17 protein-coding genes are annotated in these 16,143 nt (G+C 70.3%); 15 read left to right on the plus strand and 2 right to left on the minus strand.

The features are described 5' to 3' along the window. Positions 1 to 200 precede the first annotated feature (200 nt). From infA to glmM, 12 genes are all read left to right on the plus strand, one after another. The gene (gene infA / locus ACPU2J_RS20525; protein ID WP_003956442.1) at positions 201 to 422 is read left to right on the plus strand and encodes a translation initiation factor IF-1; all 222 of its coding nucleotides are present in this window, start codon (positions 201 to 203) and stop codon (positions 420 to 422) included. A gap of 73 nt (positions 423 to 495) precedes the next feature. After that, complete coding sequence (gene rpmJ / locus ACPU2J_RS20530; RefSeq protein ID WP_003956441.1) at positions 496 to 609, plus strand: 50S ribosomal protein L36; 114 nt, start codon at positions 496 to 498, stop codon at positions 607 to 609. Positions 610 to 810: 201 nt separating this feature from the next. Beyond that, positions 811 to 1,191, plus strand: coding sequence for a 30S ribosomal protein S13 (rpsM, locus tag ACPU2J_RS20535; protein ID WP_007265919.1), 381 nt, complete (start codon positions 811 to 813; stop codon positions 1,189 to 1,191). A 54-nt stretch (positions 1,192 to 1,245) separates the two neighbouring features. Continuing rightward, on the plus strand, positions 1,246 to 1,650 hold the full coding sequence (rpsK, locus tag ACPU2J_RS20540) for a 30S ribosomal protein S11 (protein ID WP_003956432.1): 405 nt from the start codon (positions 1,246 to 1,248) through the stop codon (positions 1,648 to 1,650). A 137-nt stretch (positions 1,651 to 1,787) separates the two neighbouring features. Continuing rightward, complete coding sequence (locus tag ACPU2J_RS20545; protein ID WP_007265920.1) at positions 1,788 to 2,810, plus strand: DNA-directed RNA polymerase subunit alpha; 1,023 nt, start codon at positions 1,788 to 1,790, stop codon at positions 2,808 to 2,810. Positions 2,811 to 2,916: 106 nt separating this feature from the next. Beyond that, positions 2,917 to 3,393 (plus strand): 50S ribosomal protein L17, encoded by a 477-nt coding sequence (gene rplQ, locus ACPU2J_RS20550; RefSeq protein WP_361591094.1) that lies wholly within the window; start codon positions 2,917 to 2,919, stop codon positions 3,391 to 3,393. A gap of 102 nt (positions 3,394 to 3,495) precedes the next feature. Further along, positions 3,496 to 4,347 (plus strand): tRNA pseudouridine(38-40) synthase TruA, encoded by an 852-nt coding sequence (truA, locus tag ACPU2J_RS20555; RefSeq protein WP_423833781.1) that lies wholly within the window; start codon positions 3,496 to 3,498, stop codon positions 4,345 to 4,347. A 53-nt stretch (positions 4,348 to 4,400) separates the two neighbouring features. Beyond that, on the plus strand, positions 4,401 to 6,020 hold the full coding sequence (locus ACPU2J_RS20560) for an ABC-F family ATP-binding cassette domain-containing protein (protein WP_420079892.1): 1,620 nt from the start codon (positions 4,401 to 4,403) through the stop codon (positions 6,018 to 6,020). Positions 6,021 to 6,038: 18 nt separating this feature from the next. Further along, positions 6,039 to 7,328, plus strand: coding sequence for a glycosyltransferase 87 family protein (locus ACPU2J_RS20565; RefSeq protein WP_420079891.1), 1,290 nt, complete (start codon positions 6,039 to 6,041; stop codon positions 7,326 to 7,328). 237 nt (positions 7,329 to 7,565) lie between these two features. Beyond that, the gene (rplM, locus tag ACPU2J_RS20570) at positions 7,566 to 8,009 is read left to right on the plus strand and encodes a 50S ribosomal protein L13 (protein WP_361591089.1); all 444 of its coding nucleotides are present in this window, start codon (positions 7,566 to 7,568) and stop codon (positions 8,007 to 8,009) included. Positions 8,010 to 8,051: 42 nt separating this feature from the next. After that, the gene (gene rpsI / locus ACPU2J_RS20575; RefSeq protein WP_361591088.1) at positions 8,052 to 8,570 is read left to right on the plus strand and encodes a 30S ribosomal protein S9; all 519 of its coding nucleotides are present in this window, start codon (positions 8,052 to 8,054) and stop codon (positions 8,568 to 8,570) included. Between the two features lie 135 nt (positions 8,571 to 8,705). Continuing rightward, a complete protein-coding gene (gene glmM, locus ACPU2J_RS20580; RefSeq protein ID WP_365070108.1) occupies positions 8,706 to 10,064 on the plus strand; it encodes a phosphoglucosamine mutase in 1,359 nt (452 codons plus the stop codon). Between the two features lie 81 nt (positions 10,065 to 10,145). Here glmM and ACPU2J_RS20585 read toward each other — a convergent pair whose 3' ends face one another. Both ACPU2J_RS20585 and coaA read right to left on the minus strand, forming a co-directional pair. Continuing rightward, positions 10,146 to 11,105, minus strand: a complete 960-nt coding sequence (locus tag ACPU2J_RS20585) for a DUF389 domain-containing protein (protein ID WP_420079890.1) — start codon at positions 11,103 to 11,105, stop codon at positions 10,146 to 10,148. A 24-nt stretch (positions 11,106 to 11,129) separates the two neighbouring features. Next, positions 11,130 to 12,179: a type I pantothenate kinase gene (gene coaA / locus ACPU2J_RS20590; protein WP_361591082.1), complete on the minus strand. Its 1,050-nt coding sequence runs from the start codon at positions 12,177 to 12,179 to the stop codon at positions 11,130 to 11,132. 262 nt (positions 12,180 to 12,441) lie between these two features. On the opposite strand from coaA, the gene ACPU2J_RS20595 reads away from it, so the two are divergent. From ACPU2J_RS20595 to glmS, 3 genes are all read left to right on the plus strand, one after another. Further along, positions 12,442 to 13,176 (plus strand): hypothetical protein, encoded by a 735-nt coding sequence (locus tag ACPU2J_RS20595; RefSeq protein WP_423833782.1) that lies wholly within the window; start codon positions 12,442 to 12,444, stop codon positions 13,174 to 13,176. A gap of 255 nt (positions 13,177 to 13,431) precedes the next feature. Then, positions 13,432 to 14,175: a hypothetical protein gene (locus ACPU2J_RS20600; RefSeq protein WP_423833783.1), complete on the plus strand. Its 744-nt coding sequence runs from the start codon at positions 13,432 to 13,434 to the stop codon at positions 14,173 to 14,175. Positions 14,176 to 14,284: 109 nt separating this feature from the next. Continuing rightward, positions 14,285 to 16,132 (plus strand): glutamine--fructose-6-phosphate transaminase (isomerizing), encoded by a 1,848-nt coding sequence (gene glmS / locus ACPU2J_RS20605; RefSeq protein ID WP_420079888.1) that lies wholly within the window; start codon positions 14,285 to 14,287, stop codon positions 16,130 to 16,132. Positions 16,133 to 16,143: the final 11 nt, after the last annotated feature.

The following is a 16,143-nucleotide window of genomic DNA, read 5'->3' on the forward strand; positions in this document are numbered from 1 at the left end:
CGCGAGCGCGGCGTGGAGAAGGAGGGGCCGGGGTGACGACGGCCCCGGACCCCCTCGGTTAATGATCTAGACTCGTGGGCAAACTTTCCGGATTCGTCTTTCTGGGTGCCCTGACGTAGACTGACTCGTCGGCTCTCGTGCACTTCCATGTCCGTATGGAGCGCGGAGCCGATCAAGGTAGCCGATTCGAAAGGCGAAGCGTGGCCAAGAAGCAAGGTGCCATCGAAATCGAGGGCACCGTGATCGAGTCCCTCCCGAACGCCATGTTCAAGGTGGAACTCCAGAACGGTCACAAGGTCCTCGCGCACATCAGCGGCAAGATGCGTATGCACTACATCCGCATCCTGCCCGATGACCGGGTCGTCGTGGAGCTCTCTCCCTACGACCTGACGCGTGGCCGGATCGTCTACCGATACAAGTAGATCTTGCTCTCACTCCTGCCTGGGCGTCCGTCCCGGTGCGGGTGGTGGCACTGACCCGGAGAACCTCACCAACATGAAGGTCAAGCCGAGCGTCAAGAAGATCTGCGACAAGTGCAAGGTGATCCGCCGTCACGGTCGGGTCATGGTCATCTGCGACAACCTGCGCCACAAGCAGCGCCAGGGCTGACGCACGCCGACCGACCTGCACTCCGCAGTTCTTCGCGCGACGTAAGAAAACGTACATACGCAGAACCCGCCCAGCCCTGTGAAGGGCCGGCGGCACCTCCGGCGGGGGCCGGGGACCCGGACGTACCACCACTCCACCCGGGGTGGTCGGCGGTCGGGAACGGTTCTGTGGAAGACCCCCGAATCACACAGGAGCCATTGAATGGCACGCGTTTCCGGTGTTGACATCCCGCGCGAAAAGCGTGTGGAGATCGCACTCACCTACGTCTTCGGTATCGGGCGCACCCGGTCCAAGGAGATCCTCGCCTCCACCGGCGTGAACCCGAACACCCGCGTTCGTGACCTGGCCGAAGAGGATCTCGTCAAGATCCGCGAGTACGTGGACGCCAACCTCCGTACCGAGGGTGACCTCCGCCGCGAGATCCAGGGCGACATCCGCCGCAAGATCGAGATCCAGTGCTACCAGGGCATCCGTCACCGTCGTGGCCTGCCGGTGCACGGTCAGCGCACCAGCACGAACGCGCGTACCCGCAAGGGCCCGCGTCGCGCGATCGCCGGTAAGAAGAAGCCGGGCAAGAAGTAGTCCTGTTCAGCGGTCTTGCGCTGTAGGACCGACCACCTCCCGTAGGAGTAAGAGATGCCCCCCAAGGGTCGTCAGGGCGCTGCCAAGAAGGTGCGCCGCAAGGAAAAGAAGAACGTCGCTCACGGGCACGCCCACATCAAGAGCACGTTCAACAACACGATCGTCTCGATCACCGACCCCTCGGGCAACGTGATCTCCTGGGCCTCCGCCGGCCACGTCGGCTTCAAGGGCTCGCGCAAGTCCACCCCCTTCGCCGCGCAGATGGCCGCCGAGTCGGCCGCCCGCCGCGCGCAGGAGCACGGCATGCGCAAGGTCGACGTCTTCGTCAAGGGTCCCGGCTCCGGCCGTGAGACCGCGATCCGCTCCCTCCAGGCCACCGGCCTCGAGGTCGGCTCGATCCAGGACGTCACCCCCACCCCGCACAACGGCTGCCGTCCGCCGAAGCGCCGCCGCGTCTGACGCAGCGACGCCCGTGCGTCCTTGAGTGTCCGGGCGGTACGGCCCCTCCGGGGGGCGTGCCGCCCGTACCCTTGCAGTACCCAGCAGTACATGTCGGGCGTCAAATAGTGGGCGTCCACGACTGAAGGAACACAGACATGCTTATCGCTCAGCGTCCTTCGCTGACCGAAGAGGTCGTCGACGAGTACCGCTCGCGGTTCGTGATCGAGCCGCTGGAGCCGGGCTTCGGTTACACCCTCGGCAACTCCCTGCGCCGTACCCTCCTGTCCTCCATCCCGGGTGCCGCTGTCACCAGCATCCGCGTGGACGGCGTCCTGCACGAGTTCACCACCGTGCCGGGCGTCAAGGAAGACGTCACGGACATCATCCTCAACATCAAGCAGCTGGTCGTCTCCTCGGAGCACGACGAGCCGGTCGTGATGTACCTGCGCAAGCAGGGTCCCGGCCTGGTCACCGCTGCCGACATCGCGCCCCCGGCCGGTGTCGAGGTGCACAACCCGGACCTGGTCCTCGCCACGCTCAACGGCAAGGGCAAGCTGGAGATGGAGCTGACCGTCGAGCGCGGTCGCGGCTACGTCTCCGCCGTCCAGAACAAGCAGCTGGGCCAGGAGATCGGCCGCATCCCGGTCGACTCCATCTACAGCCCGGTCCTCAAGGTCACCTACAAGGTCGAGGCGACCCGAGTCGAGCAGCGCACCGACTTCGACAAGCTGATCGTCGACGTCGAGACCAAGCAGGCCATGCGCCCGCGCGACGCCATGGCGTCCGCCGGCAAGACCCTGGTCGAGCTGTTCGGTCTGGCGCGCGAGCTCAACATCGACGCCGAGGGCATCGACATGGGCCCGTCCCCCACGGACGCCGCCCTGGCCGCCGACCTGGCGCTGCCGATCGAGGAGCTGGAGCTCACCGTTCGGTCGTACAACTGCCTCAAGCGCGAGGGCATCCACTCCGTGGGTGAGCTCGTCGCCCGCTCCGAGGCCGACCTGCTCGACATCCGCAACTTCGGTGCGAAGTCGATCGACGAGGTCAAGGCGAAGCTGGCCGGCATGGGCCTGGCCCTCAAGGACAGCCCGCCCGGGTTCGACCCGACCGCCGCCGCCGACGCCTTCGGCGCCGACGACGACGCGGACGCCGGTTTCGTCGAGACCGAGCAGTACTGAGAAAGCTTGCGGGGGGCTCGCGCCCCCCGCACCCACCCTCTCGCGACCGCTTGAGGGAACTGACACCGGTACCTGACACGGCCGGTGCAGATATGAAGGAGTAACAATGCCGCGTCCCGCTAAGGGTGCCCGCCTGGGCGGCTCCGCCGCGCACGAGAAGCACCTGCTCGCGAACCTCGCGAAGGCGCTCTTCGAGCACGGCCGCATCACCACCACCGAGGCCAAGGCCCGCCGCCTGCGTCCCTACGCCGAGCGTCTGGTCACCAAGGCCAAGAAGGGCGACATCCACAACCGTCGCCTGGTGCTGCAGACGATCACGGACAAGAGCATCGTCCACACGCTCTTCACCGAGATCGCCCCGCGCTACGAGAACCGCCCCGGTGGTTACACGCGCATCACCAAGATCGGCAACCGTCGTGGCGACAACGCCCCGATGGCCGTGATCGAGCTGGTCGAGGCCCTCACGGTCGCCCAGCAGGCCACCGGCGAGGCCGAGGCCGCCACGAAGCGCGCGGTCAAGGAGGCGGAGGCCAAGGCCGAGGCCACCGAGACCGAGGCCGCGGAGGAGACCAAGGAGGCCTGATCCCGACACGGGATCGAGCTTGCTTGATCGGCTCTGAACGGGCCCGCCCCTGCACGGGGCGGGCCCGTTCTGCATGTGCGTCCTTCTGAGAGGATCGGTCACGTGAGTGACGAGGTGGAGCCCGGGCACGTCCGGGTACGGCTGGACCTGAGCTACGACGGCAAGGACTTCTCCGGCTGGGCGAAGCAGCGCACGCTGCGGACCGTCCAGGGCGAGCTGGAGAGCGCCCTGCAGACCGTGATGCGGCTGAAGGAGCCCGTCGAGCTGACCGTGGCGGGCCGCACGGACGCGGGTGTGCACGCCCGCGGGCAGGTCGCGCAGTTCGACCTGGCCGAGGAGGTGTGGGCCGAGCACCACGACAAGCTGCTGCGCCGCCTCGCGGGGCGGCTGCCGCACGACGTACGGGTGTGGAAGGTCGCCGAGGCCCCCGAGGGCTTCAACGCCCGCTTCTCGGCGATCTGGCGCCGCTACGCCTACCGCGTGGGCGACCACCAGGGCGGGGTGGACCCGCTGCGCCGCGGGCATGTGCTGTGGCACCAGTGGCCGCTGGACGTGGACGCGATGAACGAGGCCTCCGCCGCGCTGCTGGGGGAGCACGACTTCGCCGCGTACTGCAAGAAGCGCGAGGGGGCCACGACGATCCGTACGCTCCAGCAGCTCGGCTGGGAGCGTGCCGAGGACGGGATCGTCACCGGGACCGTCCGCGCCGACGCCTTCTGCCACAACATGGTCCGCTCCCTGGTGGGCGCCCTGCTGCACGTCGGCGACGGCCACCGGCCCGTCGACTGGCCCGGCAAGGTGCTGGCGGCCGCCGTACGGGACTCCTCGGTGCACGTGGTCAAGCCGCACGGGCTGACCCTGGAGGAGGTCGGCTACCCGGCGGACGAGCTGCTGGCCGCCCGCAGCAAGGAGGCGCGCAACATGCGGACCCTCCCGGCGGCCGGCTGCTGCTGAGCCGCAGCGAAATCGTTTGGGCGGAACGCGCGCCGACCTGGACAATGCCCGGCATGGGACATCTCGAAGCCAGCCACCTGGAGTACTACCTTCCCGACGGGCGGGTCCTGCTCCCCGACGTCTCCTTCCGCGTGGGGGAGGGGGCGGTGGTCGCCCTGGTGGGGGCGAACGGGGCCGGCAAGACCACCCTGCTGAAGCTGATCTCCGGCGAGCTGCAGCCGCACGGCGGCGGGGTGTCCATCAGCGGCGGCCTCGGCGTGATGTCCCAGTTCGTGGGCTCCGTGCGCGACGAGACGACCGTACGGGACCTGCTGGTCTCGGTGTCCCAGCCGCGGATCCGGGAGGCCGCGAAGGCCGTCGACCGCGCCGAGCACCTGATCATGACGGTGGACGACGAGGCCGCGCAGATGGCGTACGCGCAGGCCCTCAGCGACTGGGCCGACGTGCAGGGCTACGAGGCGGAGACCCTGTGGGACGTCTGCACGATGGCCGCGCTGGCCATCCCGTACGACTCCGCGCAGTTCCGCGAAGTGCGCACGCTCTCGGGCGGTGAGCAGAAGCGGCTGGTGCTGGAGGCGCTGCTGCGCGGCCCCGACGAGGTGCTGCTGCTCGACGAGCCGGACAACTACCTCGACGTCCCCGGCAAGCGGTGGCTGGAGGAGCAGCTGAGGGCGACCCGCAAGACGGTCCTCTTCGTCTCCCACGACCGGGAGCTGCTGACCCAGGCCGCCGAGAAGATCATCAGCCTGGAGGCGAGCCCGATGGGCTCCGACGTCTGGGTGCACGGCGCCGGCTTCGGCACCTACCACGAGGCCCGCAAGGAGCGCTTCGCCCGCTTCGAGGAGCTCAGGCGGCGCTGGGACGAGGAGCACGCCCGGCTGAAGGCCCTCGTGCTGCGGCTGCGCAACCAGGCCGCGATCAGCCCCGACATGGCCTCGCGGTACCACGCGATGCAGACCCGCTTCAAGAAGTTCGAGGAGGCCGGGCCGCCGCCGGAGCCGCCGCGCGAGCAGGACATCAAGATGCGGCTCAAGGGCGGCCGGACCGGCGTGCGCGCGCTGACCGTGGAGAACCTGGAGCTCACCGGGCTGATGAAGCCCTTCTCCCTGGAGGTCTTCTACGGGGAGCGGGTCGCGGTGCTCGGCTCGAACGGCTCCGGCAAGTCGCACTTCCTGCGGCTGCTGGCGGGCGAGGACGTCAAGCACACCGGCGTCTGGAAGCTGGGGGCACGGGTGGTTCCCGGCCACTTCGCACAGACCCACGCCCACCCCGAGCTGTTCGGCCGCACCCTCGTCGACATCCTGTGGACGGAGGCGGCCAAGCCCCTGGGACAGGCCATGGGGGCGCTGCGCCGCTACGAGCTGGAGCGCCAGGCCGAGCAGCCCTTCGAGAAGCTCTCCGGCGGCCAGCAGGCGCGTTTCCAGATCCTGCTGCTGGAGCTGGCGGGCACCACGGCGCTGCTCCTGGACGAGCCGACGGACAACCTGGACCTGGAGTCGGCGGAAGCCCTCCAGGACGGTCTGGAGTCCTACGACGGGACCGTGCTCTGCGTCACGCACGACCGGTGGTTCGCGCGCACATTCGACCGTTTTCTGGTCTTCGGTTCGGACGGTGTGGTGCGGGAGACTCAGGAGCCCGTCTGGGACGAACGCAGGGTCGAGCGCAAGCGCTAGGAACGGGGGAGGGGCACCGTGGGCCTGAGGCCTGGTAGACGGCTCGTGAAGTGGCGGGAGCGGGTCGCGGGGGCGGGGGGACGGCCGGCCGGGCTGCTGCTCGCGCCGGCGCCCCGGACCTGGCAGGTCCTCTCCCTCGCCGTGCTCCTCGGGATCTGCGTCTCGGCGAGCCTGCGGGAGAACTGGGGCTCGGACAACGCCTTCGTGGTCAAGGCGGCCGACACGCTCCTGGCCGGCGGGTCCCCGTACGAGGACAAGCGCTTCCTCTACCTGCCCAGCGCGGTGCTGATGGCGGTGCCGGAGGCGCTGGTGCCGCGCGGGGTGCTGCGGTGGATCCTGCCGGTCGGGATGGCGGCACTGCTCGCCGGGGGCTGGGCGGCCGCCCTGCGGCTGTTCGCGGTGCCGCTGCGCTCCCGCTTCGCCGTCGGCGGGCTCGCGGTCCTCGCGCTGGCGTACAAGCCCTTCGAGAACCTCGTGCTCATCGGCAACTGGACGGCGATCTCGGCGGCGGCGCTGCCCGCCGCGCTGCTGCTCGCGCACCGCGGGTCCTGGGGCAGGGCCGGGCTGGTGGTCGGGCTGGCCATCGCCTGCAAGCCCATGCTGGTGCCGATCGGGCTGCTCTTCCTGCTGGCCCGGCGGTGGCGGGCGCTGGCGGCGGCCGTCCTGGTGCCGCTGGGGCTCTCGCTGGCCGGGGCGCTGCTGATGCCGAGCCCCTCGCTGTTCTTCACCAAGACCCTGCCGTTCCTGCTCCAGGGGCAGGACGCGTACGCGCTGCCCTGGGACGCCTCGCCCATCGCGGTGCTGCCCCGGCTGGGGGTGCCCCAGGCCCTGGCGGTGCTGGTGGCCTTCGCCGGGGCCGGGGCCGGGCTGTGGGCGGCCCTGGTGCGCTGGCGGCGGCCGGATCCGGAGGGTGACGACGGGGCGCTGCGGCTCGCGGAGACCGCCTGCATGGTGATGCTCGCCGCATTCCTGGTGTCCCGGCCGTCCTTCGACCACTACCTGCTCGTGGTGCTTCCGCTGCTGCTGGCCTCGGCCCCGCGACCGGGCTCGATGCCCCGCTCGCCCTGGTTCTGGCTGGCCCTGACCCCGCAGATGGCGCTCCTTCCGTGGCCCTCGGAGCTGGCCCACAAGAGGCGCGCCTTCAAGGACTGCGCCACCCTCTGCGGACTGGCGATCCTGCTGACGCGTCGTGCACTGCGCTCCGGTCGGGTTATTCTGGAGCCCGTAACAACTGCGGGGTCCCCACCCAGGACCGAACCGGAGTGCGCCGCGACGCCAGCAGCATCGGCATCGCGGACCGCGTTTTGACCCGTACGGGTCTGCTTGGGTATCCTGCTGGTTTGTTATGCGTATTGGCTTTCTCATTCTCACGTGAAAGGGCCTTACGCCGGTCCACCGGACCGATGACCAGCAGTGGCCGTTCACACGGGTTGCGTCCCCGAAGTGAACGAGGGCTGTCGTGATCGTCCGTGGTGACCCTGTCAGGACCTTCCCGCCGGGCTTGCGCCCGTGGGATACCACCACTGAAGAAGCGAAGGCATACGCGTGCGTACGTTCAGCCCCAAGCCCGGCGACATCTCGCGCCAGTGGCTCGTCATCGACGCCCAGGACGTCGTCCTCGGCCGTCTGGCGACCCAGGCCGCTGCCCTCCTGAAGGGCAAGCACAAGCCGACCTATGCCCCTCACATGGACATGGGCGACTTCGTCGTCATCATCAACGCCGACAAGGTGCACCTGTCCGGCAACAAGGCCTCCCAGAAGATGGCCTACCGCCACTCCGGCTTCCCGGGTGGTCTGCGCGCCGTGCGTTACGACGACCTGCTGGCGAACAACCCGGAGAAGGCCGTCGAGAAGGCCATCAAGGGCATGCTCCCCAAGAACACCCTGGGCCGTCAGATGCTCTCGAAGCTGAAGGTCTACTCGGGCGACCAGCACCCCCACGCTGCCCAGCAGCCGGTGCCGTTCGAGATCACCCAGGTCGCGCAGTAGTTCCGGCCACCCCCTAAGACGTAGAAAATTCTGAGGAGCATCGTGGCCGAGACCACCGCCGAGACGACCGTCGAAGAGTTCGAGGGCAACGTCGAGGAGTACACCAGCGAGTCTGAGGTCGTCGTCGAGGGCGACTACACCTCCGAGTCCCTTGCCGGTCGCTTCGGCGACCCCCAGCCGGCCGCCGGCCTGGGCCGTCGCAAGAACGCCATCGCCCGCGTCCGGATCATCCCGGGCACCGGCAAGTGGAAGATCAACGGTCGCACCCTTGAGGACTACTTCCCCAACAAGGTGCACCAGCAGGAAGTCAACGAGCCCTTCAAGCTCCTCGAGCTTGACGGCCGCTACGACGTCATCGCCCGCATCTCGGGTGGCGGCGTCTCCGGTCAGGCCGGCGCCCTGCGCCTCGGCGTGGCCCGCGCGCTGAACGAGGCGGACGTGGACAACAACCGCCCGGCGCTGAAGAAGGCCGGCTTCCTCTCCCGCGACGACCGTGCGGTCGAGCGCAAGAAGGCCGGTCTCAAGAAGGCCCGTAAGGCTCCGCAGTACAGCAAGCGTTAATCTGCGCCTGCTGTTCTGCAACGAAACCGCCCCGGCAGCACTCTCTGTGCTGCCGGGGCGGTTCGTTTACCGCCACAAGCGGCAAATACCTGTCACAAGCGGTCATACGCGAAGCGCAAACTCGGGAGGACAACAGTGGGACGACTCTTCGGGACGGACGGTGTACGCGGCGTCGCCAACGCGGATCTGACGGCGGAGCTCGCGCTCGGCCTCTCCGTGGCGGCTGCCCACGTACTGGCCGAGGCGGGCACCTTCGAGGGCCACCGGCCGACCGCCGTGGTCGGGCGGGACCCCCGTGCCTCCGGCGAATTCCTGGAGGCCGCCGTCGTGGCCGGCCTCGCGAGCGCGGGCGTGGACGTCCTGCGCGTCGGTGTGCTGCCCACCCCGGCGGTGGCGTATCTCACCGGTGCGCTGGGTGCCGACCTCGGCGTGATGCTCTCCGCCAGCCACAACGCCATGCCGGACAACGGCATCAAGTTCTTCGCCCGCGGCGGCCACAAGCTCGCCGACGAGCTGGAGGACCGCATCGAGTCCGTCTATGAGGAGCACCGCACCGGAGCCCCCTGGGACCGGCCCACCGGCTCCGGCGTCGGCCGCGTCTCCGACTACACCGAGGGCTTCGACAAGTACGTCGCCCACCTGATCGGCGTCCTCCCCAACCGTCTCGACGGCCTGAAGGTCGTCCTCGACGAGGCCCACGGTGCCGCCGCCTTCGTCTCGCCCGAGGCCTTCGCCCGCGCCGGCGCCGAGATCGTCACCATCGGCGCCGAGCCGGACGGCCTGAACATCAACGACGGCTGCGGCTCCACCCACCTCGGCCTGCTCAAGGCCGCCGTGGTCGAGCACGGCGCCGACTTCGGCATCGCGCACGACGGCGACGCGGACCGTTGCCTGGCCGTGGACCACACCGGCGCCGAGGTCGACGGCGACCAGATCCTCGCCGTGCTGGCGCTGGCCATGCGCGAGGCGGGGCAGCTGCGCGAGAACACCGTCGTCGGCACGGTCATGTCGAACCTGGGCTTCAAGCTCGCCATGGAGACCGAGGGCATCCAGGTCGTGCAGACCGGCGTCGGCGACCGCTACGTGCTGGAGGCGATGAAGGAGCACGGCTACGCCCTCGGCGGCGAGCAGTCCGGCCACGTGATCATCCTCGACCACGCGACCACCGGCGACGGCACCCTGACCGGCCTGCTGCTCGCGGCCCGGGTCGCCGCCACCGGCAGGTCCCTGGCCGAGCTGGCGGGCGTCATGGAGCGGCTGCCGCAGGTGCTGATCAACGTTCCCGACGTGGACAAGTCCCGCGTCGCCACCTCCGCCGAGCTGGCCGTGGCCGTCGCCGACGCCGAGCGCGAGCTGGGCGCCACCGGCCGGGTCCTGCTCCGTCCGTCCGGCACCGAGCCGCTGGTCCGGGTGATGGTCGAGGCCGCGGACATCGAGCAGGCCCGCGCGGTCGCCGGCCGCCTGGCCGACGCCGTGAAGTCCGCCCTCGGCTAGGCCGTCTTTCCGGTCGTGCCGGGCCCGCGGGCCCGGCACAACCCGGGTCCCCCGTCCCGGGGACCCCGTACCGCGCCCCGCTCAGATCCGGGACGCGGGCGGCGCCAGCCGCTTCCAGCGGCCCCGCTGGGTGGACCACAGCAGCTTCCAGCCGTAGAGCGTCAGCGTTCCGGCGACCATGATCCCGCCCAGGTTCAGCAGGAGCTGCTCCATCGAGCCCCACATCTGGGCGAAGTCCCCGTAGCTGAGGGCCACCGCGGCGTTCGCGCCCGCGGGGACGGTCGTCACCGAGATCGCGACGCCCACCAGCGCCCCGGACTTCGCCGAGGTCAGCGACAGCATCCCGACCACCCCCGCGAGCACGGCCACCACCAGCGAGAACGGGTCCGGGTTCCAGATGAAGGCCGTGTTCGGCCGCGGGTCCTCCAGCATGCTCGCCTCGAACAGGCCGAAGGCGTCCATCACCAGGCTGAACACGGTGGTGGCCGCGATCGCCGCGCCGAAACCGATCAGCAGGGCCGTCAGCGAACGCCAGGCCAGTCGCGGCCTGCGCTGCACCATACCGGTGCACACCCCCGCCAGCGGCCCGAACTCCGGGCCGACGGCCATGGCGCCCACGATCAGGATCGCGTTGTCGAGCACCACACCGCAGGCAGCGATCATCGTCGCGACGATCATGAACGCGGCGTAGGTGATGGTGAGGGTGGACTCCTCGTGGGTGGCCTCGGCCAGCTGCTCCCAGATCACCGCGTCCGCGGGCTCGCCGGGTGCCTCCTCCTCGGCCGCATCGGCGCGCGCCGACAGGGAGAGGTCGATGTTCTCCACCGCGACGGAGCCGTCCCGGTCGATGCGCAGCTCCCGGAGCCCGTGCAGCAGCTGGTCCCCGGCCTCGCGGGCGACGTCGCACATCACCAGGTCGCCCCGCGGGTCCAGAGCGGCGCCGGGGAGCACCGCCAGGTGGGTCGTGCCCACGGTCGACGTGATGAGCCCGACCACGGCCTCCGTCCGCTCCGCCGGGACGATCAGCCTCAGATGCATCATGTGCGCACCCTACGCACGACGGGGTCAGAGCTTGCGCAGGCTCAGTTTCTGCACCTTGTGGTCCGGGCCCTTGCGGACGACGAGGGTGGCCCGGCCGCGGGTGGGCGCCACGTTCTCCAGGAGGTTGGGCCGGTTGATCGTCCGCCACATGGTCTGCGCGTACTCCATCGCCTCCTCCTCGGAGACCTGCGTGTACTTGCGGAAGTAGGAGAACGGGTTCTGGAAGGCGGTCGCGCGCAGCTTGCGGAAGCGGTTGAGGTACCAGCGCTCGATGTCCTCGGGGCGGGCGTCCACGTACACGCTGAAGTCGAAGTAGTCGGCCAGCGCCACCCGCGTGCGGCCGTCCGTGCCGGGCAGGGCCGGCTGGAGGACGTTGAGGCCCTCGACGATGAGGATGTCCGGGCGGCGTACGACGAGCTCCTCGCCCGGCACGATGTCGTAGATCAGGTGCGAGTAGACGGGTGCCCGCACCTCGTCCTTGCCGGCCTTGATGTCGGCGACGAAGCGGGTCAGCGCGCGGCGGTCGTAGGACTCCGGGAAGCCCTTGCGGGAGGTGAGTCCGCGGCGCTGGAGCTCCTTCATCGGATACAGGAAACCGTCGGTGGTGACCAGCTCCACCCGCGGGTGCTCGGGCCAGCGGGCGAGGAGGGCCTGCAGCAGACGCGCCACCGTCGACTTGCCGACGGCGACCGATCCGGCGACCCCTATGACGAAGGGCGTGCCGGACTGGGCGCCGTGGCCGTTGCCCGCGTCGCCGAGGAAGGTGTTGAGGGTCCCGCGGAGGTTGCTGGTGGCGCCCACGTAGAGGTTCAGCAGGCGGGAGAGCGGCAGGTAGACGTCGCGGACCTCGTCGAGGTCGATGACGTCGCCGAGGCCCCGCAGCCGCTCCACCTCGTCGGCGGTCAGCGGCAGGGGGGTCCGCTCGCGCAGGGCGCTCCACTCGGCGCGGGAGAGGTCGACGTACGGCGAGGCCTCGGGGCCCCGGCGGTGCGTGGTGCGCGAGGGGTGCCCCTCCCGGCCGGTGTGCTCCGTTGCACCCTCGGGCGTGCTGCTTCGTGGCGGCGAAGTGATCACACCGCCATTGTCGGGGCTCGGGGCCGGTTGTGGGTGGTGGGGTCGGTCACGTGACCAACGGCGCGCAGGCCGCGACGGTCTCGATCCGGGGTGCCGCCGGTCTCGCCTGCATCACGATCCGCGTTCCGGGTCGCGAACGGCGGAACGCCCGGCCCGGGCGGCCGTACAGTGCGGAACATCGCAGTCCGGATCATCGTCCGCCCTCGGGGCCGGGGCGCGTTCCCGGCTGCCCGAACGACACTCTTCCCGGGGGAGCCCTCACGTGCGCACCGCACTCGTCCGTCGTGCCGTCCTGACCGCGTCCGCGCTGTCCTTCAGCCTGCTGGCCACCGCCTGCGGCCCGTCCGGCGACGCCGACGGCGCGGCCGGGAGCAAGCCGTCGGCCGCCGCCCCCTCGCCCTCTCCCACCCCCGAGGCCAAGGCCCTCGGCGCCGCCGAGCTGGAGAAGCTGACCCTCGCCGACGGCGACGTCCCGGGCGTCAAGACCGAGAAGGCCGGCGCCGACGACGTCGCCAGGACCGCCGAGGTCACCACCGACAAGGCGGCGTGCCAGCCGATCGCGCAGGCCGGCGGCCTGGCCCCGGTGGGCAAGGCCGTCACCACCACCGAGCGCATCGCCGCCACCGTGCCGGCCGACGAGGCCGGGCTCAAGAGCATGTCCGTGACCTCGGTGCAGCTCGCCTCGTACGACGGCAAGGGTGCCGAGGAGGCCCTCGCCTCGCTGAAGGCCGCCGGCGAGGCCTGCGCCGGCGGGTTCGTGACCACCGTGAAGGGCGAGAAGACCCGGATCAAGGCGGTCGCGCCGGCCCCCGTGACGGCCGGCGACGACGCCGCGGGCTGGGCCATCACCGGAGAGGACGAGGGCGAGGACCTGCACAGCCGGATGGTCGCCTTCCGCAAGGGCAACAACCTCGTCGTCATCCACACCTTCCGGTTCGATACCAAGCCCGACGTGCCGCAGGCCTTCATCGACGCGCAGCTGAAGAAGCTCGGCTGACCCGGAAGCTGTCCGTCCGGCCGTTCCGCTTCCTCTGTTGCGTTCCCCCCGGTCCGGCCGTGACGGTCTCGTGCTGATCACGATGTTGCGGCTGTGCCGGGAATTCGCGAGCCGCTGATCGTTTGCCTCTGTAGATTGCGCATACAGCAGTCCGAGCCGCTCCCCGCGTCCGCGGGGGCCGCTCCTGCATGCCGTTTTCTTCGCTGTTCCTGGGGGAGTCCTTCCGTGCGTACCGCATTCGTCCGTCGTTCCGTCATGACCGCTTCCGCGGTGTCCCTGGCCGTGCTGGCCACCGCCTGCGGCTCGTCGGACAAGGCCGACACCAAGGCCGACGCCAAGCCGTCCGCCCCCGCCTCGGCCCCCGCCGCGGCGAAGGGCAAGACGGACGCCGAGCTGGCTCCCCTCCTGCTCACCCAGGCGGAAGCCCCCAAGGACACCCTGGTGAAGGCGCCCTCCGCGGCCCAGGTCGCGGGCCTCGCGGGCACCTCGGACAAGGCCGAGTGCAAGCCGATCGTCCAGGCGGCCTCCATGGCGCCGCAGGGCACCTCCACCGGTGTGGCCCGCACCAACGTCGCCGGCACCTCCGGCAAGCCCGCCGACCCGAACGCCTCGGAAGCGGACAAGGTCAAGGCCGGCCTGGAGATGCTCACCGGTGTCACCGGCACCGCCGTGACCCTGACGTCCTACGACGGCAAGGGCGCCGAGGAGGCGTTCGCCGCCTTCAAGACGGCCGGCACCGCCTGCGCCGGCGGGTACACGATGACCCAGGACGGCGAGGCCGTGAAGATCAACAAGGTGACGCCGGGCGAGGCCGTCACCGCCGGCGACGAGGCCGTCTCCCTCATCGCCGACTTCAGCGACGCCGAGGCCTCCATGGCCGCGCAGATCATCGTGGTGCGCAAGGGCAACACCCTGGCCACGTTCTCCGTGCAGAACCTCGGCGGCAAGCCCGCGCTCCCGAAGGACATCATCGACGCCCAGGCGAAGAAGCTCGGCTGAGGCTCCGGCCGACGCACCGTCAACCCCGCCCCGGCCGCCGTGCCGGGGCGGGGTTTTCGTCTTGTTCGGCTACGGGGCAGACGGCCGGGCGAGGCGTACGCTGCGCCCTATGTGCGGAATTGTGGGTTACGTGGGAGCGCAGTCTGCGCTCGATGTGGTCATCGCCGGACTGAAGCGGCTGGAGTACCGCGGCTACGACTCGGCGGGAGTCGCCGTGCTCGCCGACGGGAGCCTGGCCACCGCCAAGAAGGCCGGAAAACTCGTCAATCTGGAGAAGGAGCTGGTCGGGCATCCGCTGCCGGCCGGTTCCACGGGGCTCGGGCACACCCGGTGGGCGACCCACGGCGGGCCCACCGACGTCAACGCCCACCCCCACCTCGACAATTCGGGGCGCGTGGCCGTCGTCCACAACGGCATCATCGAGAACTTCGCAGCCCTGCGCGCCGAGCTCGCCGAGCGCGGGCACCGGCTGGACTCCGAGACGGACACCGAGGTCGTGGCGCACCTGCTCGCCGAACAGTTCTCGGCGACCGGCGACCTCGCCGAGGCCATGCGGCAGGTGTGCCGGCGCCTCCAGGGCGCCTTCACGCTCGTCGCGGTGCACGCCGACGACCCCGACGTCGTGGTCGGCGCCCGCCGCAACTCGCCCCTCGTGGTGGGCGTCGGCGAGGGCGAGAACTTCCTCGCCTCCGACGTGGCCGCGTTCATCGCCCACACCCGCTCCGCCATCGAGCTGGGCCAGGACCAGGTCGTCGAACTGCGCCGCGAGGGCGTCACCGTCACCGACTTCCACGGGGCGGCCGCCGACGTGCGCGCCTACAACGTGGACTGGGACGCCTCGGCCGCCGAGAAGGGCGGCTACGACTACTTCATGCTCAAGGAGATCGCCGAGCAGCCGAAGGCCGTCGCCGACACCCTCCTGGGCCGCGTCGACGGCAGCGGCTCGCTCAGCCTGGACGAGGTGCGCATCCCCGTCTCCGTGCTCCGCGAGGTCGACAAGGTCGTCATCGTGGCCTGCGGCACCGCCTACCACGCGGGCATGATCGCGAAGCTGGCCATCGAGCACTGGACCCGCATCCCCTGCGAGACGGAACTGGCCAGCGAGTTCCGCTACCGCGACCCGATCCTCGACCAGCGGACGCTCGTCGTCGCGATCTCCCAGTCCGGCGAGACCATGGACACCCTGATGGCGCTGCGCCACGCCCGCGAGCAGGGCGCCAGGGTGCTGGCCATCTGCAACACCAACGGCTCGACCATCCCCCGCGAATCGGACGCCGTGCTCTACACGCACGCCGGTCCCGAGGTCGCCGTCGCCTCTACCAAGGCCTTCCTGACGCAGCTGGTGGCCTGCTACCTCGTCGCCCTCTACCTCGGACAGGTGCGCGGCACGAAGTGGGGGGACGAGATCCGGGCCGTGGTCCGCGAACTGTCCGACATCGCGGCGGCCGTCGACACCGTCCTGGAGACGATGGAGCCCGTACGGGCGCTGGCGCGGTCCCTCGCCGACAAGGACACCGTGCTCTTCCTCGGCCGGCACGTCGGCTACCCGGTGGCCCTGGAGGGCGCGCTGAAGCTGAAGGAGCTGGCGTACATGCACGCCGAGGGCTTCGCCGCGGGGGAGCTCAAGCACGGGCCCATCGCCCTCATCGAGAAGGACCTGCCGGTGGTCGTCGTGGTGCCGTCGCCGCGCGGCCGCTCCGTGCTCCACGACAAGATCGTGTCGAACATCCAGGAGATCCGGGCCCGCGGCGCGCGGACCATCGTGATCGCGGAGCAGGGCGACGAGGCGGTCGTCCCGTACGCCGACCACCTGATCCGGATCCCGGCGACGCCCACGCTGCTGCAGCCGCTCGTCGCGACGGTCCCCCTCCAGGTGTTCGCGTGCGAACTGGCGACGGCGCGGGGCAACGAGGTGGACCAGCCGCGTAATCTCGCGAAGTCGGTGACCGTGGAGTAGTCGGGCAGTGG

Source organism: Streptomyces manipurensis (assembly GCF_049570255.1).
Taxonomy (GTDB): Bacteria; Actinomycetota; Actinomycetes; order Streptomycetales; family Streptomycetaceae; genus Streptomyces; species Streptomyces manipurensis.

Excerpts from the sequence above, each read along its gene's own strand:
- ACPU2J_RS20585 (WP_420079890.1), bottom strand. The coding sequence starts at position 11,105 with ATGATGCATCTGAGGCTGATCGTCCCGGCGGAGCGGACGGAGGCCGTG.
- rpmJ (WP_003956441.1), top strand. The coding sequence starts at position 496 with ATGAAGGTCAAGCCGAGCGTCAAGAAGATCTGCGACAAGTGCAAGGTG.
- ACPU2J_RS20560 (WP_420079892.1), top strand. The coding sequence starts at position 4,401 with ATGGGACATCTCGAAGCCAGCCACCTGGAGTACTACCTTCCCGACGGG.
- ACPU2J_RS20545 (WP_007265920.1), top strand. The coding sequence starts at position 1,788 with ATGCTTATCGCTCAGCGTCCTTCGCTGACCGAAGAGGTCGTCGACGAG.
- rplQ (WP_361591094.1), top strand. The coding sequence starts at position 2,917 with ATGCCGCGTCCCGCTAAGGGTGCCCGCCTGGGCGGCTCCGCCGCGCAC.
- glmS (WP_420079888.1), top strand. The coding sequence starts at position 14,285 with ATGTGCGGAATTGTGGGTTACGTGGGAGCGCAGTCTGCGCTCGATGTG.
- ACPU2J_RS20600 (WP_423833783.1), top strand. The coding sequence starts at position 13,432 with ATGACCGCTTCCGCGGTGTCCCTGGCCGTGCTGGCCACCGCCTGCGGC.
- rpsM (WP_007265919.1), top strand. The coding sequence starts at position 811 with ATGGCACGCGTTTCCGGTGTTGACATCCCGCGCGAAAAGCGTGTGGAG.
- rpsK (WP_003956432.1), top strand. The coding sequence starts at position 1,246 with ATGCCCCCCAAGGGTCGTCAGGGCGCTGCCAAGAAGGTGCGCCGCAAG.